The 23,398-nt window shown below is 71.0% G+C and carries 16 protein-coding genes and 1 tRNA gene; 7 read left to right on the forward strand and 10 right to left on the reverse strand.

Annotation, left to right across the window (positions count from 1 at the left end; genetic code table 11):
* Positions 1–204: 204 nt before the first annotated feature.
* Positions 205–1,047, reverse strand: coding sequence for a TetR/AcrR family transcriptional regulator (locus ACOJVX_RS24810; RefSeq protein WP_418153896.1), 843 nt, complete (start codon positions 1,045–1,047; stop codon positions 205–207).
* 94 nt (positions 1,048–1,141) lie between these two features.
* Between ACOJVX_RS24810 and ACOJVX_RS24815 the strand changes: the two genes are divergently transcribed.
* Complete coding sequence (locus ACOJVX_RS24815; protein ID WP_418153895.1) at positions 1,142–2,032, forward strand: alpha/beta fold hydrolase; 891 nt, start codon at positions 1,142–1,144, stop codon at positions 2,030–2,032.
* Here the strand turns inward: ACOJVX_RS24815 and ACOJVX_RS24820 are convergent.
* Positions 2,007–2,510: a MarR family winged helix-turn-helix transcriptional regulator gene (locus tag ACOJVX_RS24820; protein WP_245588876.1), complete on the reverse strand. Its 504-nt coding sequence runs from the start codon at positions 2,508–2,510 to the stop codon at positions 2,007–2,009. The genes ACOJVX_RS24815 and ACOJVX_RS24820 overlap by 26 nt on opposite strands.
* Before the next feature lie 149 nt (positions 2,511–2,659).
* Positions 2,660–3,550 (reverse strand): pyridoxamine 5'-phosphate oxidase family protein, encoded by an 891-nt coding sequence (locus ACOJVX_RS24825; RefSeq protein WP_026419737.1) that lies wholly within the window; start codon positions 3,548–3,550, stop codon positions 2,660–2,662.
* Positions 3,551–3,791: 241 nt separating this feature from the next.
* Here ACOJVX_RS24825 and ACOJVX_RS24830 point away from each other — a divergent pair, with 241 nt between their 5' ends.
* Positions 3,792–4,964 (forward strand): FAD-binding oxidoreductase, encoded by a 1,173-nt coding sequence (locus tag ACOJVX_RS24830; RefSeq protein ID WP_081715572.1) that lies wholly within the window; start codon positions 3,792–3,794, stop codon positions 4,962–4,964.
* A 232-nt stretch (positions 4,965–5,196) separates the two neighbouring features.
* On the opposite strand, the gene ACOJVX_RS24835 is transcribed toward ACOJVX_RS24830, so the two are convergent.
* Positions 5,197–6,339: a polysaccharide pyruvyl transferase family protein gene (locus ACOJVX_RS24835; RefSeq protein ID WP_026419738.1), complete on the reverse strand. Its 1,143-nt coding sequence runs from the start codon at positions 6,337–6,339 to the stop codon at positions 5,197–5,199.
* Between the two features lie 192 nt (positions 6,340–6,531).
* Here ACOJVX_RS24835 and ACOJVX_RS24840 point away from each other — a divergent pair, with 192 nt between their 5' ends.
* A complete protein-coding gene (locus ACOJVX_RS24840) occupies positions 6,532–8,376 on the forward strand; it encodes an acyl-CoA dehydrogenase (RefSeq protein ID WP_422647117.1) in 1,845 nt (614 codons plus the stop codon).
* Positions 8,377–8,710: 334 nt separating this feature from the next.
* On the opposite strand, the gene ACOJVX_RS24845 is transcribed toward ACOJVX_RS24840, so the two are convergent.
* Together ACOJVX_RS24845 and ACOJVX_RS24850 are read right to left on the reverse strand one after the other, a co-directional pair.
* On the reverse strand, positions 8,711–10,132 hold the full coding sequence (locus ACOJVX_RS24845; protein WP_418155596.1) for a sugar porter family MFS transporter: 1,422 nt from the start codon (positions 10,130–10,132) through the stop codon (positions 8,711–8,713).
* A 180-nt stretch (positions 10,133–10,312) separates the two neighbouring features.
* On the reverse strand, positions 10,313–12,055 hold the full coding sequence (locus ACOJVX_RS24850) for a pyruvate dehydrogenase (protein WP_026419741.1): 1,743 nt from the start codon (positions 12,053–12,055) through the stop codon (positions 10,313–10,315).
* A 682-nt stretch (positions 12,056–12,737) separates the two neighbouring features.
* Here ACOJVX_RS24850 and ACOJVX_RS24855 point away from each other — a divergent pair.
* The gene (locus tag ACOJVX_RS24855) at positions 12,738–13,370 is read left to right on the forward strand and encodes an HAD-IA family hydrolase (protein ID WP_422647118.1); all 633 of its coding nucleotides are present in this window, start codon (positions 12,738–12,740) and stop codon (positions 13,368–13,370) included.
* A gap of 893 nt (positions 13,371–14,263) precedes the next feature.
* Here the strand turns inward: ACOJVX_RS24855 and ACOJVX_RS24860 are convergent.
* Together ACOJVX_RS24860 and dcd are read right to left on the reverse strand one after the other, a co-directional pair.
* Positions 14,264–15,259 carry a hypothetical protein gene (locus ACOJVX_RS24860; protein WP_418155599.1) on the reverse strand — a complete coding sequence of 332 codons (996 nt, stop codon included), beginning with the start codon at positions 15,257–15,259 and terminating at the stop codon, positions 14,264–14,266.
* 486 nt (positions 15,260–15,745) lie between these two features.
* Positions 15,746–16,327, reverse strand: coding sequence for a dCTP deaminase (gene dcd / locus ACOJVX_RS24865; RefSeq protein WP_026419744.1), 582 nt, complete (start codon positions 16,325–16,327; stop codon positions 15,746–15,748).
* Between the two features lie 68 nt (positions 16,328–16,395).
* On the opposite strand from dcd, the gene ACOJVX_RS24870 reads away from it, so the two are divergent.
* Positions 16,396–16,466: transfer RNA gene (locus tag ACOJVX_RS24870), tRNA-Gly, on the forward strand.
* Between the two features lie 193 nt (positions 16,467–16,659).
* Here ACOJVX_RS24870 and ACOJVX_RS24875 read toward each other — a convergent pair.
* Positions 16,660–17,142, reverse strand: a complete 483-nt coding sequence (locus ACOJVX_RS24875) for an HNH endonuclease (RefSeq protein ID WP_418155601.1) — start codon at positions 17,140–17,142, stop codon at positions 16,660–16,662.
* Between the two features lie 842 nt (positions 17,143–17,984).
* Positions 17,985–20,072 (reverse strand): Ig-like domain-containing protein, encoded by a 2,088-nt coding sequence (locus ACOJVX_RS24880; protein ID WP_418155602.1) that lies wholly within the window; start codon positions 20,070–20,072, stop codon positions 17,985–17,987.
* Positions 20,073–20,765: 693 nt separating this feature from the next.
* On the opposite strand from ACOJVX_RS24880, the gene dnaK reads away from it, so the two are divergent.
* Together dnaK and grpE are read left to right on the forward strand one after the other, a co-directional pair.
* Positions 20,766–22,640, forward strand: a complete 1,875-nt coding sequence (gene dnaK / locus ACOJVX_RS24885; RefSeq protein ID WP_418155603.1) for a molecular chaperone DnaK — start codon at positions 20,766–20,768, stop codon at positions 22,638–22,640.
* Complete coding sequence (gene grpE, locus ACOJVX_RS24890) at positions 22,637–23,395, forward strand: nucleotide exchange factor GrpE (protein ID WP_026419749.1); 759 nt, start codon at positions 22,637–22,639, stop codon at positions 23,393–23,395. Before dnaK ends, grpE begins: the two co-directional genes overlap by 4 nt.
* The last annotated feature ends 3 nt before the right edge of the window (positions 23,396–23,398 follow it).

The raw sequence follows: 23,398 nt of genomic DNA on the forward strand, positions 1-23,398 counted from the left end.
CCACGCCTCTCCGGGTGAGATGGCTTACCGCGTGGATGTCCGACGCCGCGCCTCCCGCCACCGGGGCCGCGCGGGACGCCGAGCACGGGAAGGCCGGAGATCGGCGCCAACCGGGGAAGGGCGCGCTCCAGGGCCGGGTCCAAGGGGCCACGACCGTGGGGCCGACCCGTGGCCGGCCGGGGTCAGGGCGACGGTGGCGCCATCTCAACCCTCGGAGGCTTCTCCCCGCCCATCCACCCCGGTCGCCGAGGAGAGACCGTCCAGCAGGACGGTGAGCCCCGCGACGAAGACCGCGTCGACCCCACGAGCCCACCCCCGCTCCGCTCGTTCCGTCCCGGCCGAGTCCCGCGTCCCGCCGCCCTGGCCCGCCGACGCGTCGCCAGCCAGGCGGACGGAGTGCGGGAACCGCTCGGCGAAGTCGGGGGCGACCTCGCGCAGCAGGGTGGAGCGGCGCGTCCACCACTCCCGGTCGGGCACCCCCGTCTCGGCGGCGGCCCGGCCCGCCTCGGCCGCCGTGCGCGCGGAACCCCGGACGTGGTGGAAGAGGGCGCTGACCGCTCCCCGCAGCACCCGCCCCGGCAGCTCGGTGGACCGGAGGAGCCCAGCAAGGGCCTCGAAGACGACCTGCTCGTGCGGCCCGAGGACCGGGCGGGCGTGCGAGACCTGGAGGACCCACGGATGACGCAGGTAGAGATCACGCAACTCGACCGCCCACTCCAGGACGCCCGACCTCCAGTCCGCCGCCTCCTCGCACGCGCCGGAGAAGTCGGCGTGCGCCTGGTCGTACATCAGGTCCACCAGCTCGGCCTTCCCCGGCACGTAGGTGTAGAGCGCCATCGCGGACCGCCCGAGCCGTTCCCCGACGGCGCGCATCGACAGTCCCGCGAGACCCTCCTCGTCCGCGAGGCCGATCGCCGCCTCGACGATCGCCGACGCGGTGAGGCTTTGCCTGGGACCCGGTGCGGACCGCGACGGCCCGCGCTCGGACCCCGCCCACAACAGCCGCATGGTCAGGTCCGCGTCTCCCCGACCTCCGATGACCGCCACCCACATCTCCTTACAACGTAATGTATTGTCGCCCGCACATCACCGTACGACGTAAAGGGATATCGGGGCCGATCGCCCCGGCGAGGAGCGCGACATGATGGGGTACAGCACCACGCACGACGGCGACCGGCTTGACCTGGAGATCACGGGGAGCGGGCCCACCGTGCTGCTCCCGGTGGACCCCACCCCGATCACCGGGGACCGGGCCGAGGAGATTCGGAGGTGGGGCGCCGACCCCGCCCTGGGGCGCGCGCTGGTCGACGGGCTGAGCGACCGCTTCCGCGTCGTCGCCTTCGACTACGAGGGCCACGTCATGGGCCGGCCCAAACCCACCACCCTGACCCCCGGGAACGTCGCGGCCGACATCCTCGCGGTCGCCGACGCGGTCGAGGCGGAGAGCTTCGCCTACTACGGCTACTCCTGGCTCGCCCTGGCCGGGCTCCAGCTCGCGATCAGGACCGACCGGCTCTCCGCGCTCGTCATGGGCGGATTCCCCGCCCTGAACGGCCCCTACGCCGAGATGCTCGAGGTCACCACGGCCGCACACCGGCGCGCCGAGGCTGGCGGCCACGACGGGCGCCAGGAGACCGACGGCGGGGGCGAACCGGACTGGGACACCGTCGAGATCTCCGCCCCGCCGGAGCGGACCCGGCAGTTCGTCACCCTGTACGAGGCCCTGACGGGCTTCGACGACCGGGCGGCTGCCGCGTCGGTGCGCTGCCCCCGGCTGTGCTTCGCCGGCGCCGCCGACACCATCGTCTACCCGGAGTCCTGGGGTGGGGTCACGGTGGACATCGCGGGCGGGCTCATGCGGGGCCGCGCCGAACTCGCGGAGGCTGGCTGGGACGTGGAGCTGCTCGACGGGCTCGACCACCTGGGCGCGATGCTGCCCCACCACGTGTTGCCCGTGGTGGCGCCCTGGCTGCGGGGGGCGCTCGCGGCCCGAGGAGACGTCCCGGTCAGAAGGCCTCGTTCAGCCGGTTGAGGAGGCGCGCCAGCTCGGTCAGGTCGGAGGTCGGCCACTCGGCGAGCTGCTCGTCCAGGCGCTCCCGCCGCCGCTCCCGAACCTCCCGGAGCCGCCGCGACCCCAGGTCGGTGAGCTGCACGCGCCGCGCGCGGCCGTCGACGGGGTCCGGCACCCGTTCGATGAGCCGCAGCTCCACCAGCTTGCTCAGCTGCCGGCTGATGGTGGACTTGTCGAGGTTGAGCAGGTCGACCACGTCGGTCCCCCTGACGGGGCCGCGCTCGGCGATCATCGACAGCGTGCCGTAGGCGGCCGGCTCCAGCTCCACGTGGATCTGCGAGGCGAGTCTGGCCGTGCTCTGCTTGGCGCGGCGGAAGAGGATGGTCAACTCGCGCTCGACACTGTCGGCCGCGGCCCCACGGGTGCCGTCGGCGCCCGTGCCCAGCCGCTCCGGCCCGTTCACGGCCATCGTCGAACCGTCCATGCGTGTCGGGTTCACCCTGGTCCCCCTCGCTCCCACCCCCTCAAGTCTGACAGACCAGGGACCGGGATGTCCGAATCGACCGGGCGAACCGGGAACGTCCGAGCGCGGGTGTGAGTACCGCCACCCGGCCGAGTCGGGAGGGCCGGTCGGCGGAGGGGGCGGCCTCACCCCGAGGCCGGCTCCGAGTGCCGTTCCGGGGCGGGGCTCCAGGGCCGCTCATCACCCTTGGCCTCGAAGTAGTCGCCACCCTTGCGCCGCGCGTCGTCGGTGCCCCAGGATCGGTCCCGTGGCACCGGCATCATCCGAGGGATGTGCTTGCGGCAGTGGACATAGGCCTCCTCGACCCGGACGACGACCCACCGTTCGGGCGTCCTGCCACGGTTGTCGTCCTCGGGCAGGTCGGAGTGCCTCGCTCGCAGTTCGGCGTCCTCGACCACGCTGGCGCGACCGTTGACATGCAGTCCGATCAGGTCCTGGACCAGGTCCAGCATGAGGATCCCCACGTGGGGGTTCTCCTCGATGTTGCCGAGGCTGGCCATGACGCCGTTGCCCCGGTACTCGGGGTAGGCGAGGTGGTGCGGGTCGAGCACCCGGATGAAACCGGGCGGGCCCGAGCGCAGCGAGGCGTCGCACTCCCCCGACCCGTCGGCGGTGGCCACGAAGGCCATCTCCATCCGGCCCACGAACCGTGCCATCTCGTCGTTCAGGCGGTCGAGCATCTGCTCCTGGTAGAAGCGCCGCGCACGCCGCTCGGTGCCGTGCCGCTCCTGGAGGACGTGTTCTCCCCGGGAACCGGGCAGGGGATGCCCGGACGAGGACACCGGCGGCGCGACCGGCCCCGGAGCGGGCGGTGCCCCCACCGGGACCACGGGGAAGGCGTGCCGCACGGTCTGTTCGGGATCGGGCGGGAGCGGTGCCACGACCGTCGCCCCGGCGCCCGACGACCCGGTTCCCGGTGCGCCTCCCCAGCCGCCCGGCCCTACCCCGGTCGGAGGAGCGTCGACGAGCTCAAGTTCGTGCAGATCGGGGTCCGCGGTACCCGTTGGCACCAGCATCTCGCGAATCACGGGCCCCACAGTGTCACGAAGACCTCTGAAGTTCCACGATCTACCCCCTACCTTCGCCCAACCGTCGCAGGCATTATGTACTCGCAGTTACATGCCGACACTCGAAGGTGGCATCAAGGACTCAGGCAACCAGAGAACGAGTTACTGTCCCCCTTGTTGGGGATCCTGACAAGGAACGGCGCGTCACGCCCGGCGCGCCGAACGACGTGGAGAAGACTGCGCCCGGACTATGACAGCGAACGCCGTGCTTAGCCCCGTGCCTCCCTCGCGACCGGAATCTGCCTCGGGGGTCAGCGCCACCGTGCGCCTGATCCGGGAAAGCTACGCGGCCGTCGAGCCGTACGCCGACGACGTGGCGAGGTTCTTCTACGGGATGCTCTTCAGCCTCGCGCCCAAGACCCGCGAGCTGTTTCCCGCCAACATGGAGGTGCAGCGGAGCAGGCTGCTTCGCGCCCTGGTGCACACGGTGCAGATGATCGACCGGCCGGACGACCTGGTGCCGTTCCTCCGCCAGCTGGGCCGCGACCACCGCAAGTTCGGGGTGATCGCCAGCCACTACGAGGCGACCGGCACCGCGTTGCTGGCGGCGATCAAGCGGTACGCCGGTCCGGTGTGGACCGACGAGGTGGAGCTCGCGTGGGCCGAGGCCTACACGATGATGGCCACCACCATGCACAACGCGGCCGAGGCGGACGAGAACCCGGCCTGGTGGAACGCCAGGGTCGTGGAGCACCAGCGGTTGAGCTGGGACCTCGCCGTGGTCCGGGTGCAGCCGCACCAGCCGGTCCCCTACCGCGCCGGTCAGTACGTCAGCGTCGAGGTCCCCCAACGGCCCCGGCTGTGGAGGTACCTGACCCCGGCCAACGCGCCCAGCGAGGACGGGACCCTCGAGTTCCACATCAGGTCGGTCCACGGCGGTTGGGTCAGCCGTTCCGTCGTCGGGCACACCCAGGTGGGTGACACCTGGCGGGTCGGTCCTCCGATGGGCCGGATGGGCGTCGACCGGGAGAACGGTCGCGACGTCCTGATGATCGCCGGTGGGACCGGACTCGCCCCCATGCGCGCGATGCTGGACGAGCTGGCCCAGTACGGCACGAACCCCCGGGTGCACCTCTTCCTCGGTGGCCGGACCATCGAGGACCTCTACGAGCTGGACAACCTGCGATACCTCGCGATGAGCAACCCCTGGCTCACCGTGGTGCCCGTCGTGGAGTCCGGCCCCGCCCGGCAGGGCACCGAGCACGGCACCCTCGCGGAGGTCGTCACCCGCTACGGGGCCTGGTCGGAACGGGACGTCATGGTGTGCGGCTCCCCCGCGATGATCCGGGCCACCGTCTCCAGGATGCTGGTGGCGGGAACGCCCCTGGACCGCATCCGGTACGACCCGTTCACCCTGGACTGACCCCCGGGGTCCGGCTGGCGGGCCCTCCTCCCGCGCGGCGCTCCCCCGCCGCACGCCGGATTCCGGTGTGTTCCCGGCGGGGGCGGGGAGGGCGGGCACGCACCGGGGAACCGCGCCCCGCCGGCGAGCGGAGCTCCTGGCGCTCACGCCGCCACCCGCGCTCCCCGGCCCGCTGTCCCGACCCGGACCGGCCCCGTGGGAGCCGGTCCGCGTCCCCGACGGCAGGGGAGGATCAGCGCCGGTACGGGTAGATCCGGTCGGCGACCCGGCGCTTCGCGGCCCGGTACTCGGCGAGGGACTCGGGGCTGTACCCGCCGTGCACCGGTCGGGTGGGGATCTCGTCGAGGTCCTCGACCAGCGTCCACCCGCTGCCCAGGTCGGTCAGCGAGCGGTGCTTGGTGGCGTAGTAGTCGGGGTTGATGCTCACCGCGACACCGTTGGCGCCCACGGCCGCGCCGACCAGGTGGGGGTGGAACCGGGTCGACAACCAGGTCTGCCCGGCGGCGGCCGGCATCCCGTGGTCGAGCACCTCCGCCAGCGGGTACATCCGCACGCCCGGGAACTCGGACTCGACCAGGGCGAAGACGTCGCGGTCCACCCGGGGGATGCACTCCACGAACCCGAGCCGGTCCGGCGGGACGTCCCAGGCGCGCAGGGTCTCGGTGACGAACGCGGCGAGCGCGGGCACGCTGACCCTGAGGAGGTCGGACTGGACGCAGACCATGAACTCGCGCAGCTCGTCGTCGGTCCGGTAGAGGTGGGGGCCGAGGTCGAAGAACAGGTCGTCGCACGTGTGGCTGACCGCGCACGTCTTCTCGAGCAACCGGGCGGAGGGCGCGTCGCGGACGTCGACCACGTCGAACCGGGTGGCCAGCTCGCGGATCAGCGTCTCCCCGTGTTCGGGTGCCGGCCACAGGCCCACTCCGGTCATCGCGGTGCGGGCACCGGACCGGCGGGCGACCGAGACCATCCCGGCGAGCAGGCCGACGTGGCGTGGCCACACGCCGTTGACGTAGCCGCCGCCGATGATGTGCAGGACGTCCGCCCGGTGCGCCAGCTGGATGCCCGAGGCCCAGCGGGGAGCCATGCCCGGGTCGTTGACGGCGCGCTGGGCGAACTCGTTCACCTGCCACGGCTCCTCGCTGGGCGCCTCCCAGCACAACCGCCACAGGGTGTCGGTGAAGCGGGCCCTGGGGTGCAGGTGGCCGAGGAGCACCTGGGCCGGCCCGGGGCTGGGGCAGTCGAGCCAGACATCGGCGTCCGGCGCGACCTGCCGGAGGTGTCGCAGCCAGGCAGCGGCGATCATCTCGTCGCCGTAGTTCGGGAAGCCGGTAGTCCCGATGAGGTAGTAGAGGGCTCTGTCGCTCTCACTCATTGCGTCGAATCTCCCGTTGGACACCTGAACAGGTGAGTAGAAGTGTGCCCGACTGGGTGCATACCCCGAGGGTTGCCAGCCAGTCGTGATCGACTCGACGCTTGCCCGTGTTACCGACGGGTAATAAGCTGTTGTTACCGACGGGTAGGAGTGCCTGCCCGACCAGCACCGCCTGAGACCGGGAGCAAGGGCATGGGTCACTACAAGAGCAACGTCCGGGATCTGGAGTTCAACCTCTTCGAGGTGTTCGGGGTGCAGCGGCTGCTGGGCACCGGCCCCTTCGCCGAGGCGGACGAGGAGACGAGCCGAGGCGTCCTCGAGGAGCTGAACAACCTCGCCGTCGGCCCGCTCGCCGACTCGTTCGCCGTGGGGGACCGGGAGGGCACCACCTTCGACCCGGCCACCCACTCCGTGACCCTCCCCGAGGAGTTCAAGCGCTCCTTCCGGGCACTGTGGGACGGCGAGTGGTACCGGCTGAGCCTGCCCAACGAGATGGGCGGCTACGGCATCCCCCCGTCGGTCCAGTGGGCCGCCAGCGAACTCATCCTGGGCGCGAACCCGGCCGTGTACATGTACATGGCCGGCCCCAACTTCGCGACCGTCCTCTGGGAGAACGGGACCGAGGAACAGCGCCACTGGGCACAACTGATGCTGGACCGGGGCTGGGGCGCCACGATGGTGCTCACCGAGCCGGACGCCGGCTCCGACGTCGGCGCCGGTCGCACCCGCGCCATCCGCCAGGAGGACGGCTCCTGGCACCTGGACGGGGTGAAGCGCTTCATCACCTCCGGTGACCAGGACATGACCGAGAACATCATGCACCTGGTCCTCGCCCGTCCGGAGGGCCCGGGAGTGGAGACGAAGCCGGGCACGAAGGGGCTCAGCCTCTTCCTGGTACCCAAGTTCCTCTTCGACTCCGGGACGGGTGAGCCCGGCGAGCGCAACGGGGCCTTCGTCAGCGGCGTCGAGCACAAGCTCGGCCTCAACGTCTCGGCGACCTGCGAACTCTCCCTCGGGCAGCACGGTGTGCCGGCCAAGGGCTGGCTGCTCGGCGAGGTCCACGACGGCATCGCCCAGATGTTCCAGGTCATCGAGTACGCCAGGATGATGGTGGGCACGAAGGCCATCGCGACCCTTTCCACCGGTTACCTGAACGCGCTCGAGTACGCCAAGGAGCGGGTCCAGGGCGCCGACCTCACCCAGATGACCGACAAGACCGCCCCCCGGGTACCCATCACGCGGCACCCCGACGTGCGGCGCGTCCTCATGCTCCAGAAGGCCTACACCGAGGGCCTGCGGGCGGTGTACCTGTACACGGCCCACTTCCAGGACCAGATCGCCCACGGCCGTGCCACCGGGGAGGACGTGTCGCTGGCGGCCCGCGTCAACGACCTGCTGCTCCCGATCGTCAAGGGTGTCGGGTCGGAGCGGGCGTTCGAGATGCTGACGCTCTCGCTCCAGACGCTGGGCGGGTCCGGGTACCTCAGCGACTACCCCATCGAGCAGTACCTGCGGGACGCCAAGATCGACAGCCTCTACGAGGGCACCACCGCGATCCAGTCGATGGACTTCTTCTTCCGGAAGATCATCCGGGACAAGGGCCAGGCGCTCGCCCACGTCGCCACCGAGGTGCAGAACTTCCTCAACTCCGAGGGCGGCAACGGCCGGCTCAAGGAGGAGCGCGCGCTGCTCGCGCAGGCCATGGAGGACTTCCAGGGCATGCTCGGCTCGATGGTCGGGTTCCTGACCTCCTCGCAGGAGGACCAGCGCAACCTCTACAAGGTCGGGCAGAACAACGTCCGACTCCTGCTGAGCGCCGGCGACCTGCTGATCGGGTGGATGCTGCTGCGCCAGGCCGAGGTCGCGTCGACGGCCCTGGACGGCGAGGTCACCCCCCGGGACCGCGCCTTCTACGAGGGGAAGCTGGCCGTCGCCTCGTTCTTCGCCAGGAACGTCCTCCCCGAGCTGTCCGCGCGGCGCCAGGTCCTGTCGGCCACCGACAACTCGCTGATGGACGTCCCCGAGGAGGCCTTCTGACCCGCTGAGCCGTTGGCGCCCGCCGACGGCACCACCCCCAGAGGAGCGGCCCACCGGCTCCGACCTCCGCCGGGTGGGCCGCTCCTCTCCCCGGGCCGGGTCGTCCCCTCCTGGTGGCCCCACCACGCCGGTGGGCTGGGTCCGCACCGGAGACGCCCGTCGCACCGCCCACCGCCGGCGCACCGCCCCGCGCCGGCTCTCCGCTCGTCGCGTCGAGCGGCCGGGCGGCACCCGGCCGGTCACACCGGGCTCGCCCGCCGCGCCTCCCGGGGTAGCGAGCGCCCTCGCGGCCCGAGCGGGCGGCGGCTCCGCCACCCGGTCCCGGCCCCCGGGCTCAGCCCATCTCCTCCAGCTTCTTCCCCTTCGTCTCCCGTACCCACCGGAGCACGAACACGAAGGACAGGGCGGCGAACACCGCGTACATCACGTAGGTGCCGGCGAGGTTCCAGTCCCGCAGGCTGGGGAACGTCACGGTCACCAACCAGTTCGCGATCCACTGCGTGGCCGTGGCCACCGCCATCGCCGCCGCCCTGATCCGCAACGGGAACATCTCCCCGAGCAGAACCCACACCATCACGCCCCAGGACAGCGAGAAGAAGAGCACGAAGGAACTGGCGGCCACCAGGGCGACCAGGCCCCAGCCGGGAGACAGCTCGGCGGAGTCACCGACCACGGTGGCCCGCGAGAACGCGACGGCCGCCGCCGACAGGGCCACCGTCATCCCCGCCGACCCGACCAGCAGGAGCGGCTTGCGGCCCACCCGGTCCACCAGGGCGATGGCGACGAAGGTCCCGACGATGTTCACGATCGACGTGAACAGGCTGAGCAGCAACGAATCGCTCTCCTCGATCCCCACCGACTGCCACAACGACGCCGAGTAGTAGAAGATCACGTTGATGCCGACCAGCTGCTGGAAGGCGGACAACCCCATCCCGACCCAGACGATGGGCAGCAGGCCGAAGCGGCCGCCGGTGAGGTCGCGCGGGGTGGGTCGACGTTCCGAGCCGAGAGCGGACCGGATCTCCTCGATCCGTTCGTCCACCGTCGACTCGTCCGCGCCCTCCACCCTGGCCAGGATCCGGCGTGCCCGGCCCACGCGGCCGGTGCGCACCAGGAACCGGGGGCTTTCCGGGATCGTCAGGGTCAACAGGAGGTAGAGGAACGCCGGAGCCAGTTCGATCCCGAGCATCCACTGCCACGCCTCCAGCGGCCCCAGTTCGCCACGGGCCCCACCGGCAGCCGCCGCGATCGCGTAGTTCACCAGCTGCGAGGCGGCGATGCCCAGCACGATCGCCAACTGCTGCATCGAACCCAGGCGGCCCCGGTAGGCGGCCGGCGCGATCTCGGCGATGTAGGTCGGCGCGATCACCGAGGCGATGCCGATCGCGACGCCACCGAGCAGGCGCCAGGCCGTCAGGTCCCAGACCGTGAAGGGCAGGGCGGAACCCACCGCGCTCACCGCGAACAGGATCGCGGCGAGCTGCATCACCCGGATCCGGCCGTGCCGGTCAGCGAGGCCGCCGGCGACCCAGGCACCCAAGGCCGACCCCAACAGGGCGGAGGACACCGTGAACCCCACGAGCAGCGAACTGACCTCGAACCGGTCCTGGATCGCGTCCACGGCGCCGTTGATCACCGATGTGTCGTAGCCGAACAGGAAACCGCCCATCGCGGCGGCACCGGCGATCAACACCACGTAGGCGAGGTTCTCCTGCGATGTGTGCCCGGCGCCCTGGCCGGTACCTCCTGCCACCATCCGGTGTGTCCCCCAGCGTTTCGGTCGGCGGAACGGTCCTGTCTGTAGCCCTCGTTACCCGCCACCGCGCGTTTCCACACCCCGGAAGTCGATCAGACCCCCCGACCAGGGGTCCCGCCACCGGTCCGCGCCACCTCCGGCCAGGACGACCCGCTGGGTGGGGCGGAGACCCGGTCCAGTTCAGGGGCGGGGGATGTTCCGCAGGTTGCTCCTGGCGAGCTGGATCATCCGGCCGACACCGCCGGCCAGCACCGTGCGTCCCATCGACAGGGCGAACCCGGACACCTGCTCCGCGGTGATCCTCGGGGGCATGGACAGCGCGTTCGGGTCGGTCACCACGTCCACCACGGCGGGGCCGGGACGGTCGAAGGCCTCCCGCAACGCCGCCCGCAGGTCGGTCGGTCGCTCGACGCGCACCCCGTGCGCACCGGCCGCCCTGGCGATCGCGGCGTAGTCGGTGTGCTGGGTCGCCGTGCCGTGTTCGGGCAGTCCGGCCACGAGCATCTCGAGTTTGACCATGCCCAGCGACGAGTTGTTGAACAGGACGACCTTCACCGGCAGGTCCGCGGCGACCAGCGTGAGCAGTTCGCCCAACAGCATCGAGAAGCCGCCGTCACCGGCCATCGCCACCACCTGCCGTCCGGGTTGGGCGAGCGCCGCCCCGATCGCCTGGGGCACCGCGTTGGCCATCGACCCGTGGCTGAAGGAGCCCAACAGGCGGCGGCGACCGTTCGGGCTGAGGTAGCGGGCGGCCCACACGTTGCACATCCCGGTGTCCACGGTGAACACCGCGTCATCCGAGGCCTCCTCGTCCAGCACGGACGCCGCGTACTCGGGGTGGATCGGCAGGTGGTGCTCCACGTCCTGCGTGTACGCCCCGACCACCCGCTCCAGGGCGGCGGCGTGCTTGCGCAGCGCGTTGTCCAGGAACGTCCGGTCGTGCTTCTCGGCCACCATCGGGAGCACCTGTTCGATGGTCTCCGACACCGAGCCCCAGACCCCGAGCGCCAGCGGCGCCCGCCGGCCGAGCTGCTCGGCCCGGTGGTCGACCTGCACGATCCGCACCCCGTCCGGCAGGAACGCCGGGTAGGGGAAGTCGGTGCCCAGGAGCACCAGCAGCTCGGCCTCGTGCATGGCCTCGTAGCAGGCGCCGTACCCCAGCAGCCCGCTCATGCCCACGTCGAAGGGGTTGTCGTACTGGATCCACTCCTTGCCGCGCAGGGCGTGGCCGACGGGTGCCTTCACCCGCTCCGCCAACCGCATGACGAGGTCGTGCGCGCCCTGGGTGCCCCGCCCGCAGAAGAGGGTGACCCGGCTGGCGTCGTTCAGCAGCTCGGCGAGCCTGGCCAGCTCGTCCGGCCCCGGGCGGACCTTCGGCCGCTCGGTGACCAGGGCGTGCCCGACGGGCTGCTTCGAGGCGGCCAAGCCCGCGACATCACCGGGAAGGATGATGACGGCGACCCCACCTCGGCCCACCGCGTGCTGGATCGCGATGCGGGTGACCCTGGCCAGCTGCTCGGGATCGGTGACCATCTCGCAGTAGTGGCTGCACTCGACGAACAGCCGGTCGGGGTGGGTCTCCTGGAAGTAGCCGGTGCCGATCTCGCTGGTGGGGATGTGCGAGGCGATGGCCAGGACCGGGGCCATGCTGCGGTGGGCGTCGTAGAGCCCGTTGATGAGGTGCAGGTTGCCCGGCCCGCAGCTGCCCGCGCACACCGCCAGCCGACCGGTGACCTGCGCCTCCGCCGAGGCCGCGAAGGCCCCGGACTCCTCGTGGCGGACCTGCGTCCACTCGATGCCCCGCCGACGGCGGATCCCGTCGACCACCGGGTTCAGGCTGTCGCCCACCACCCCGTAGACGCGTTCCACGCCGACCTCGCGCAGGATCTCCACGAGCTGGTCGGCCACCGTGTTCCTGGCCATCGCGGCACCTCCGTCCTGTCACCGGCGTGGAGGGCTCCCAGCCGTCCTGGCACGGTCCAGGCGCCAGCCCGCGCGGCGGCTCGTGGTTCCGGGTTCCCCCACCTTCGCCGAGGTCACGCGGGCCGGCAACAGCGCGGTCCGGCGGGGGCGGGCACGGCTGCCCCGCTCGTCGCCCGCCCTCCGGTGGTGCGGGGCCGGGCGGGGTCGCCCGCCCTCGGCCGGGGCGTCCGGGCAGGGTCTCGGCGGTCGGGCCGCCCGCCGGCGTCACCCGGTGGCGGTGGAGCGCGGGGGACACCGGTGGAATACCGGGTCCCGGTCCGGGCAGCGGCCAGGTCACGGCCCCGCGCCGCTCGGCGGGCCCCTGGGTCGGCGGGGGCGCGCCGCCCCTCGTGGCTGGGGGGTGGACGACCGCTCCGTGCGGTTCGACAGGACCTGAGCGACCGGCCGCCCCGGGGCCGGTGAGGTGCGGGGCGCTCGGACTCCGCCCGGCAGGTCCCCGGGTCCGTCCTCCCCGCGTGCCCAGAGCCGACCGGGCCGTGTCGGCCGCCGGCCGGGTCCGTCGGCGACCGACCCGTGCCGCCCCTCGACGCCGGCCCGGTGCCCGGCAGCCACCCGCCCGGGCCGCTGGGCGGGCGATCCCCGTGGATTCCCCGGTCCTGGCCTACTCGGCTACCGTCGAGCGATGTTCGTGCGGGCGCTTCTCCTCGACCTGGACGGGACCCTCGTCGACTCGACCCCGGCCGTCGACCGGTGCTGGAAGCGCTGGTGCCAGGAACACGGCGTGGACCCGACCGGACTGGCCGATCTCCACGGACTGCGTTCGGCCGACGCGGTGGCCGCCGTGTTGCCCCCCGAGCGCGTCGCTCCGGCGCTGGAGCGGCTGGACGAGCTGGAGCTCGCCGACCTCGACGATGTCGTCGCCCTCCCCGGGGCCGCCGAGGTGCTCGCGGCGGGCGGTGGTGACCGGGCGGCGATCGTCACCTCGGCGGGTCGCGCGCTGGCCGGGAAGCGACTGGCGGCGGCGGGGCTGCGGGCCCCGCGCGTCCTGGTGACCGCCGACGACGTGACCAGGGGCAAACCTGACCCGGAGCCCTACCTCACGGCCTCGCGGCTGCTGGGCGTGCCGGCGGAGGACTGCCTCGTGGTGGAGGACGCGGCGGCCGGGGTGGCGGCGGCGCGGGCGGCTGGGATGCGGAGCGTGGGCGTGGGCACCATCCCGGACGTGGGTGCGCTGCCCGCCGACCTGGTGGTGTCCACGCTCACCGAGCTGCGGTGGGCTCGCCGGGACGGCGGGGTGGAGGTCGTCCGCCGCTGACCGTGGGCTGAGCCCGGACCGGGCCGGGTCAGGTGGCGGGAACTCGGCCGGTCGGCCGCGCGACGGGACCGTCTCCGGTGTCGGGCTGGCGCATGCCTCCGGCAGGGCGGGAGGCGCACAGGGGGTTCCCGTGGTGCCGTGGCGGACCGGCTGGTCCTCGTCGGGTGGAACCGCCGGCGGTTCGGGCACCAGCGTCGGCCCGTCGACGCTGGGACGAGGAACCCCACGGCGTGGACCTGCTGCGCTGGCCCCCGGATCGCGGCGTCAGCGTCAGCGGCGTTCCGGCGCGAGAGCCCACCGGGTCCGCGCGGCCTGCCGCTCCGGCCATGTGGCGGCCCCGGCCGGCGCCCGCACGTGCCCCGTGGTGGACGAGGCCCAGCGGGCAGGACGAGAACGTACCGGCTGGGACGTGGAGCGGTCAGCCACGATCGGCGTCACCGCCACGAGCGGGGTGACCGGTTCTCCAGCTCAACCTGGAGCCGAGGTCAGCACGCCACTGGGGAGGCGTACCCGCGCGCGAGGTCCCCACCACGCTCCTGCCTGTTCTGCCTCACCGCCCTGCTGGCCGGGGACGAGGTCCCATCGGATCAGGCGCATCGGGCGCACGTCGCCCTACGGGCGGTTGGCGGCGCGCCTCCACGCTGTCCGCGGGGCCCCCGAGGCCCCCGTCCGGTCAGGACCCGTGGGTCGGGCGTGAGCCACCGCCACACCAGCGGCGAGCGGCTGACCAGCATCTGACGGGTGCGGCGGAGAACGGGGTGTCGGGCGGGTTCGACCTCCTCCCGCCCTTGATCGTCAGGAAGGCCGGACTCGGGTACAGGCGCGGGACCGGCCGCCAGCCGGTCCGGTGATGGCCAGTCCCAGGCGCGACTCGCCCAGCCGCACCGCCGTGTTCACGACAGTCCGGCTACCAGCGGTTCCATGACCGGCACCAGCTGGTCACATGCCTTCGCGGACCCCGTCACGTCGTCCTCTCCCGGCTCGAGCGGCACGGAGAAGACGACGCTGAGCATCTCGTGGAGATTGTCGGCTGCCTCGGCGGCGTAGTCGACCTGTCGTCCGACCAGGAACGCGGCACACATCGAAACACCCTGATCAGGAACCGGAGCGATGTACACATCCCGCCCGGCGACGCTGATCAGTTCACCGCCATCCGGGAGCGGGACCCACCCGAATCCCACCTCCGTCACAAGGACCGCGCCGCCCGGGAGGAAGCTCACGGCCTCGCATACGACGTCCCCGGTCCCGCGTGCCCGCAACGGCGCCTCCGCCAACGTGTCGTGCAGAACCGCGACCTCGAGGCCGCCGATGACCTCACACGGATCCAGGGACAACAGGCTCCCCGGTGGAGGTACCACGGAGTGATCCGTGCCGTCTACCAGGCGGTAGGCGGCCGCGACCGCGACTTCGGAAGCCGCCACGCACAACTCCGCGCCGCTACCGACGCTCCCGTCCTCGGCCTCATGCCACATCTCGACGATGATGGCCGGCCCCCCAGAAACCCAGACCAGCGTCGTCTCACACGTACCATCCGCGACGGTGTCCCAGGTAATCACGTCCAAGTCGCGCAGCACGCGAGACGCAGGGGATGGAACGAGGACTTTCTCGTCGTCGATACGCAGCGCTCCTGACACGTCCCAGTCCCCGAAAAGGCATTGCGCGATCGCGTGCGCACTCGTCTCCATGCTCAGGGAGTCGCCGTCCAGGACAGGTTCCAGGACCGACATGTCCACAAGCGCGCAGGCATCCACCAGCCGTGGTTCCGTGATCGGCGTCTCGGCGAAATCATCCTCGTGCCCCTCACCTCCCGCCTCCGAGGTGCGCTCGCTCCCCGTCGCCCCAGGCGTGGTCCCCGACTCCTCCACCGGAACGGCTTGTCCCTCGACCACACGGCTACCGCAGGCGGCCAACGAACACACCAGCAGAGCTCCGGCAACGGCTCCCACCGCTCGGCGGGTGGCTCTCCTCATCACCGCACTCCCCTTGGTCCCTGGTGCGCGACCTTCCCAGGACCAGCAGCACACCCACATCAGCTGCTCCCCGGTCCGCGCCAGTGACTGGTCTAGCGCGTCCCGACGTACCTGAACGGCCGGTCCGCCGAAGCTTTATGGTCCCGTTAGGTACTGATGCGGCTACGCGGCGCCGCCTCGACTGGGGGGCGCGGCACGAAAATCACCAGGGACGTGAAAAGACGGAGCCCAGGTCGGGGCGAGGATCTCGGCTTCACGACCCCTCGCACGCATCCTGGCCACGTTCGCTCTGGGGCCGCTGACCGTACGCGCACTCGCCCATCGTGGTGCTCCAGGGCATGCGGATCAGTCCTCGGCCCGGTCCACGCGACCGCCGCCCACCGAACGGCCCGATCGGCCCGGGCCTCAGCGCCTGGTCTCGAACCGCCGGAAGTTCAGGTGCGCCCGGGACGGCGTGGGGCCCCGCTGGTTCTGGTAGCGGGACCCGGCCGCCGAGGAGCCGTAGGGATTCTCCGCCGCACTGGACAGCCGGAAGAGGCAGAGCTGCCCGATCTTCATGCCCGGCCACAGGGTGATCGGCAGGTTCGCGACGTTCGAGAGCTCCAAGGTGATGTGCCCACTGAAGCCCGGGTCGATGAAGCCCGCCGTGGAGTGGGTGAGCAGCCCCAGCCGGCCGAGCGAGGACTTCCCCTCCAGCCGCCCCGCCAGGTCCGTGGGCAGGCTGACCGTCTCGAAGGTCGAGCCCAGCACGAACTCGCCGGGGTGCAGCACGAACGGGTCGTCGCCCTCGGTCTCCACGAGGGAGGTGAGCTCGTCCTGCTGGAGGGAGGGGTCGATATGGGTGTACTTGCTGTTGTCGAAGACCCGGAAGAACCGGTCCAGCCGGACGTCCACACTGGAGGGCTGCACCAGCTCGGCGTCGTACGGATCGATCGCGAGCCGGCCGGCTCCGATCTCTTCGCGCAGGTCACGGTCACTCAGAAGCACCGCGCCAGCCTAACTGGCGGGGGGTGGTGGAGGCCTCGGCGGGCACCGTGTATGCTTCAACAGCCACTGCGGATGTAGTTCAATGGTAGAACATCAGCTTCCCAAGCTGAGAACGCGGGTTCGATTCCCGTCATCCGCTCGTAGCACGAAGGCCCAGGTCACAGGGTGTCCACCCCAGACCTGGGCCTTCGTCATGCCGAGGCTCCCCTAACCGCATCGGGCCGAGGTCAGCCAAGTCGTTCCGCGTACCCCCTGCCATCGGCAGGGGCGTACGGGACCGGCCCGCCCTGGATCCCACACCAGAAACGGTCGTGATCCCCAGCACACGGCACCTAGTGCCCGCGTCCCTCGCGAACGAGTTCCCGCACTTCCCCTGGCGTCAACCAGCGGGAGGAACGGTGGATCATGCGGTGGCAGTTGGCGCAGATGAGCACGAGATCCTCCAAGCGGGTCGTGGTCTCACCGGAGGCGTGCAGCGGCACGACGTGATGGCACTCGATATAGCCGCGCCCTTGTTCGCCGTACGTCGCTTCGAAGTCGAACTCGCAGGTCTCACAGCGCAGGTGGCCTCGCTCCCTGAGCGCCTTCTCGATTTTGCTCCTGCGTAACTTGGGATCGCGCTCGCGGCGGTAGTGACGACGTTCGAGGAGGCGCCCCTCTCGTGCCTCCTGGTTGAACGGGGGGAAGGTTTCGGACAGGCTCGAAGAGTCGTCTTGGAAGGAACCAGACCGCACGCCTGCGCGAATTTCTCGAGCAACGGCCTTCATCTCGACCGGATGCGTGAGGAACTCCGCCAGCACCCTGCTGTCGAGCACTCCGCCGTTCGTTGGCCTCCCCTGGTAGTCAGGGTGACGGGTAGCGATATCGGATGTCTTCCGAGCGACGCCATTCGCATTGCGAAATCTCGGTCCCCTGACCTCCAGGGGATGCAGCGGCATGAGGCGCAGGATCTCGGATAGTTCACGAACCCGATCATCGTTCTTCGATAGGGGTCGCCATCCGTTCGCACAGACAAGATCACATGCCAGTATGATCTCGTCGCGCTCCCACCGAGGAGATCTCACGCGAGGAGACCCGAACCCCAATCGTTCGACATGGTCATGCACGGAGTCGTCCGATAACGACTCCTGGCCTGAATCCATGACCGCTCCGAGATTATCCGAGTGGGCCGCGAATAATATGGCGAGCGCCTCGTATTCCCTACCCGCGTAGTGGATCCGACTCGAGGATCTCGCATTCGATCCGTAGCGGTCAAGAAATTCTTCATGCCCGATCTGATCATACTCCTGAATCGCCACGAGCACTGCCGATCGAGTTATCTTGGTTAAGTCCACCCGGCACAGACTAGCGGAATTCCGGCCGGATCACGCGGACGTTCCCGAGAATTCCTTCCCGGTCACCGGCGCCCGTGGACAGCAGCCGGGTGTCGCACCGCGTGAGCCGACGACGTGATGCGGTCCGGGCGTTCCACCCCACCGCCCATGGGCTAGGGCTGAGGAGCCGCACCGGCATGCGCCTCACGCGGCCGTGATGACGGCGCGTCCCGCCCACCCGGACGCGACGAGAGGGGGCGGCCGCGTCGTGCGGCCGCCCCCTCTCACCAGGGACGTTCCCCGTCCGGTTCCTCCAGGAGGCGCCGGGCGGGGTCAGCGTCGGATCAGGCCGTCTCACCGCCCTCGGCGCCACGGCGACGGAACTTCAGCACGAGCGCGGTACCTCCCGCGAGGGCGACCCCGCCGACGACGAGCATCGGCACCAGGAGACCGAGACCGGTGTCGGCCAGGTCATCGCCGCCGCCACCGCCGCCGTTACCCGCGCCGTCCTCGTCGTCACCGCCGGTGCCACCGCCGGACGGAGGCGGGGTGGTGGTCGGCGGGGTGCTCTCGCCACCGCCTCCGAGCACGCGGAAGGAGACGGACGCCTCAGCCGACTCCAGGCCGTCGACGATCTGGAGGGCGCGCACCGTGTGGTCGCCCAGGGAGAGATCGGCGTCGAGCTCGACCCGCCAGTTCCCGTCGGCGTCGGCCGTCACCTCGGCGGCGTCCCGCTCGTCGACGGCCACCCGCACGGTGGCCTCGGCGACGGCGGTCCCACGGATCACCGGTCGCCGCTCCTCGGTCTCCGAGCCCTCGGTGGGCTCGGAGATCACGGGCGCGGCGGGTGCGACCACGAAGCTGGAGGTGCCCTCGTCGGACCTGACGGTGGTCCCGCCCACCGCCAGCGACTGCGCCACGGCCACGGTGTACTCGCCGTACCCGAGGTCGCCCTCGGGCTGGAAGGACCAGGCTCCCCCGGCGTCCGCCGTCACGGTGGTGTCCGATCCGGCCAGGTTCACCGAGACGGTGGCGTGCGGCGCCGCCTCCCCGGTGATGGTCGGGCGGGCCTCGCCCACACTGGCGCCGTCCGCCGGCGAGGTGACCACCGGCGCGTCCAGCTCGGTCAGCACGTTGACGTCGTCGAGCTTGGGCAGCACGTCGTTGACCAGCGAGACGGCCAGCGCCCGTGGTTCGCTGAACTCGGGGCTGGAGCTCTGCGGGTGGCAGGTCTCGTTGCCGTTCTCGTCGTAGTCGTAGTACGCGGCCGAGCTCATGCCGACCGCGAGGGTGCCGGCGACGATCGCGCCGCCGCTGTCGCCACCCTCGACGCAGGCGTTGAACTCGAAGCCGTCGACGCTGACGATCTCGCCGCCGTCGGGGAACTCCCAGTTGGTGTCGGCCACGGTGACCTCACCGCAGGTGAAGCCGGTGGTGCGACCGGACTTGCAGACCTCCATGCCCTCCAGCGGGGCGACGACGCCGGTGATCGCCCGCGCCGAGCCGTCCCAGGTGTTGACCGAGGTCGAGACCGCGTCGCTCGGCGCGATGGTCGCGTAGTCGTCGGACCCGTTGCCGAACGCCACCTCCTGGAAGGTGCCGATCTTCTCCACCGGGAAGGTGAGGCCCCCGGCGGGCTCGCGGTAGACGGAGTCGAAACCCTCCCGCGCCAGGCAGTGGCCCGCCGTGAGGAAGAGCGGGTTCAGCGCGGAGTCGTAGGCGGCGAATCCGAACGAGCAGAGGTTGTACAGGTCGCTGGGTCGGCTCGCGCCGTCCCGGCCGGCCACGTAGCCGTCGCCGCCCCGGATGTCGACCAGCCTGGGCTGGCCACCCTGCTTCTCGACGTTCACCTCGACGCCCACGTCGGGCCGCCCCGAGGCGACGCCGGCACCCTCCTCACCGGACACGGTGAGGACGAGGCCGCGTTCGCGGTTGCTCACGGCGATCCCGCGCACGAGGTCGCGCTGGGCCTCGGGCAGCCCGCGCACCCAGGAGGCCAGTTGGTCACCGGCGGCTTCCAGCCGCTCCCTGCTCGGTCCGCCGACGTGGGCCTGGGCGCCCGCCGCCCGGACGACCTCGGCGGCGGACTCGTCGGTCACGTTGACGTGCAGGGTCCTGCTGTCCTTGTCGAACCAGGACCCGCCGAAGCTGGCTCCGAGTTCGGCCTCCAGGTCCTCGCTGGCGAGGGACGCGTTCCCCGCCGCCGTGGCTCGCTCCGCGTACACCTCGGCGTTGACGCCGAGGTCGCGTTGCACGGCGATCCGCATCTCGGTGGGCAGCGCCTCGGCCGCGACGTCGAGCAGCGTCTCGCCGGCCGGCTCCTCCTCCACCTGCGCGGCGGCGGTGGTGGCGCCCAGGGCCGACCCCGCGGCCACCAGACCGGCGGCGAGCACCGCCGTCAGCAGTCCCCGTCTGGGACTCGCCTTGGTCATGAAAGTCCTTCCCTTCACACCCCAGCCCCCAGTGCCTCACGCCTTCGAGCGAGAAAGGGACATCACTCTTTTGGGCGACATGGGGACCGTAACCAGGGGGACGAAGCCAGGAAGTGATCTTCGTGAAATAGTGCACAAAGTTGGCCGGTTCGTTACCTACCTGCGGTGATGTCGGTGACACCGCTCGCACAACCGCCGAGGTGGTGCCCTTGATCGGCATTCGGGTAATGGATGGGTAAATACCGTTCCCGTCACCTTGATCGCCCGTTCGAGATATTCCAAAGAGTGAGAAGAAGGGGCACCCGCCCGACCGGATCCCGCCGGGCGCACCGACCCGGATACCTCCGCCGGAGCCGCTCACACGGGTCGAGCGACCGCGGCCACCAGCCCGCCCCCGGCCACGCGGGCCGCCCGGAACCGACCAGGCGCCCGCGTCAGCGACGACCGCCAGCGTTCGGGGCGCCGCGCCACCCGACGCGGCCCACACGGCCACCGCGCCAACTACCGAGCCCCCTGACCAGGGAAAACGAAAGAAGGAGCCGGAGCAGGGAACAAGAGCGACGGGTATCACGTTGGGCGTGGCAGAAAGATTGAGCGCGGGACGCTCAAGGCCTGGTTGACTCCGTCGACCGGGTGAGCGCAGACTTGAGCCCGTTCCACTCAACGCATAGCAGAGCAGCAGGAGGTTCTTCGATGTCGCGTGCGGTCGGTATCGACCTGGGGACAACCAACTCGGTGGTCGCCGTACTCGAAGGCGGTGAGCCGACGGTCATCGCGAACTCGGAGGGTGCGCGCACGACGCCGTCCGTGGTGGCCTTCGCCCGCAACGGCGAAGTGCTCGTCGGGCAGTCGGCCAAGAACCAGGCCGTCACCAACGTCGACCGGACGATCCGGTCCGTCAAGCGCCACATGGGCACCGACTGGGCCACCGAGATCGACGGCAAGAAGTACACCTCGCAGGAGATCAGCGCCCGGACGCTGCAGAAGCTCAAGCGGGATGCCGAGGCGTACCTCGGCGAGGAGGTCACCGACGCGGTGATCACCGTCCCCGCCTACTTCGAGGACGCGCAGCGGCAGGCCACCAAGGAGGCCGGCCAGATCGCGGGCCTGAACGTCCTGCGGATCGTCAACGAGCCCACCGCGGCCGCGCTGGCCTACGGCCTCGACAAGGGCGAGAAGGAACAGACCATCCTGGTCTTCGACCTCGGTGGCGGCACCTTCGACGTCTCGCTGCTGGAGATCGGCGACGGCGTCGTCGAGGTCCGCGCCACCTCGGGTGACAACCTCCTCGGTGGTGACGACTGGGACCAGCGCATCGTCGACTGGCTGGTCGAGCGCTTCAAGTCCAGCCAGGGCATCGACCTGAGCAAGGACAAGATGGCGATGCAGCGGATCCGGGAGGCCGCGGAGAAGGCGAAGATCGAGCTGTCCTCCTCCTCCACCGCGAGCATCAACCTGCCCTACATCACGGTCGACGCCGAGAAGAACCCGCTGTTCCTCGACGAGACCCTGTCCAGGGCCGAGTTCCAGCGCATCAGCTCGGACCTGCTGGAGCGCACCAAGACCCCGTTCAACAACGTCATTCGTGACGCTGGCATCAGCGTGGCCGACATCGACCACGTCGTGCTGGTCGGCGGTTCCACCCGGATGCCCGCCGTCGCCGAGCTGGTCAAGGAACTGACCGGTGGCCGGGAGCCGAACAAGGGCGTCAACCCGGACGAGGTCGTCGCCGTCGGTGCCTCGCTCCAGGCCGGCGTGCTGCGCGGCGAGGTCAAGGACGTGCTGCTGCTCGACGTCACCCCGCTCTCCCTTGGCATCGAGACCAAGGGTGGCGTGATGACCAAGCTCATCGAGCGCAACACCACGATCCCCACCAAGCGGTCGGAGATCTTCTCCACGGCTGACGACAACCAGCCCTCCGTGCAGATCCAGGTCTTCCAGGGCGAGCGCGAGATCGCGGCCTACAACAAGAAGCTGGGCGTCTTCGAGCTGACGGGCCTGCCGCCGGCGCCGCGCGGCGTGCCGCAGATCGAGGTCAGCTTCGACATCGACGCCAACGGCATCGTGCACGTCAACGCCAAGGACCTCGGCACGGGCAAGGAGCAGTCGATGACGATCAGCGGCGGCTCCGCGCTGCCGAAGGACGAGATCGACCGCATGATGCGCGACGCTGAGCAGCACGCGCAGGAGGACAAGCAGCGGCGGGAGGAAGCCGAGACCCGCAACCAGGCGGAGAGCCTCGTCTACCAGACCGAGAAGGTCCTCAAGGAGAACGACGAGAAGCTGCCGGCCGACGTCAAGGAGAAGGTGCGGGCCGCCATCGACGAGGCCAACACCGCGCTCAAGGGCGAGGACCTCGCGGCCATCAAGACGGCGGTGGAGAAGCTGGCCACCGAGTCCCAGGCGCTGGGCCAGGCCCTGTACGCCAACACCGGGGCGACGCCGGGGGACGCGGGCCAGGGTGAGGCCGGGACCGCCGGCGCCGGTGCCTCCGGTGGCGCTGGCGGCGCTGGCGCCAAGGACGACGTCGTCGACGCCGAGATCGTGGACGAGGACGACAAGAAGTGAGCGCGCAGGGGCAGGAACTTCCCGATCGTGAGAACGGGGACGAGCAGCCCAGGGTCGTGATCCGCGACCGCCGCCGCATCGACCCCGAGACCGGCGAGGCGCGCGACCCGGACGCCGAGAGCAACGGCGGCCGGCACCGCGCCGAGCCGTCCCCCGAGGAGCCGTCGGCGCCTCAGGAGGACGAGCCGGTGGTCATCGAGGCGGACGCCGTGGAGACGGCTCCGGAGGACGCGCCCGTCGCGGAGACCGAGGCCGCCGCCCCCAGCGAGCTGGAACAGCAGCTGGCCGAGCGGACCGCCGACCTCCAGCGGCTCAGCGCCGAGTACGCCAACTACCGGCGCCGGGTCGAGCGCGACAGGGAGGCCACGATCAACTCGGCCAAGGCCGCGTTGGCGACCGACCTGCTGGTCGTGCTCGACGACCTGGAGCGGGCCGCGGCCCACGGCGACCTGACCGGCCCCTTCAAGGCGGTCGGCGACAAGGTTGTGGAGACGCTCACCAAGGCCGGGCTGGAGCCGTACGGCGCGGAGGGCGACCCCTTCGACCCGTCCGTGCACGAGGCGGTGCAGCACGACACCTCGCCCGACGTCAGCGAGCCGACGGTGACCACCGTGCTGCGTCGCGGCTACCGGTTCGGGGACCGGGTGCTGCGGGCACCGCTGGTCGGCGTGACCGACCACGACCCGTCCGGTACCCCCACCCCGGTGGCTGACGAGGGCTCGTCCAACGGTGACCAGGCCGAGCGGGACGCGTGAGGA

It is taken from the genome of Actinoalloteichus caeruleus (assembly GCF_049311605.1).
In the GTDB taxonomy this organism is placed as follows: domain Bacteria; phylum Actinomycetota; class Actinomycetes; order Mycobacteriales; family Pseudonocardiaceae; genus Actinoalloteichus_B; species Actinoalloteichus_B caeruleus.

Excerpts from the sequence above, each read along its gene's own strand:
- ACOJVX_RS24840 (WP_422647117.1), top strand. The coding sequence starts at position 6,532 with ATGGGTCACTACAAGAGCAACGTCCGGGATCTGGAGTTCAACCTCTTC.
- ACOJVX_RS24850 (WP_026419741.1), bottom strand. The coding sequence starts at position 12,055 with ATGGCCAGGAACACGGTGGCCGACCAGCTCGTGGAGATCCTGCGCGAG.
- ACOJVX_RS24845 (WP_418155596.1), bottom strand. The coding sequence starts at position 10,132 with ATGGTGGCAGGAGGTACCGGCCAGGGCGCCGGGCACACATCGCAGGAG.
- ACOJVX_RS24830 (WP_081715572.1), top strand. The coding sequence starts at position 3,792 with ATGACAGCGAACGCCGTGCTTAGCCCCGTGCCTCCCTCGCGACCGGAA.
- ACOJVX_RS24835 (WP_026419738.1), bottom strand. The coding sequence starts at position 6,339 with ATGAGTGAGAGCGACAGAGCCCTCTACTACCTCATCGGGACTACCGGC.
- ACOJVX_RS24855 (WP_422647118.1), top strand. The coding sequence starts at position 12,738 with ATGTTCGTGCGGGCGCTTCTCCTCGACCTGGACGGGACCCTCGTCGAC.
- ACOJVX_RS24825 (WP_026419737.1), bottom strand. The coding sequence starts at position 3,550 with ATGCTGGTGCCAACGGGTACCGCGGACCCCGATCTGCACGAACTTGAG.
- ACOJVX_RS24815 (WP_418153895.1), top strand. The coding sequence starts at position 1,142 with ATGATGGGGTACAGCACCACGCACGACGGCGACCGGCTTGACCTGGAG.
- dnaK (WP_418155603.1), top strand. The coding sequence starts at position 20,766 with ATGTCGCGTGCGGTCGGTATCGACCTGGGGACAACCAACTCGGTGGTC.
- ACOJVX_RS24880 (WP_418155602.1), bottom strand. The coding sequence starts at position 20,072 with ATGACCAAGGCGAGTCCCAGACGGGGACTGCTGACGGCGGTGCTCGCC.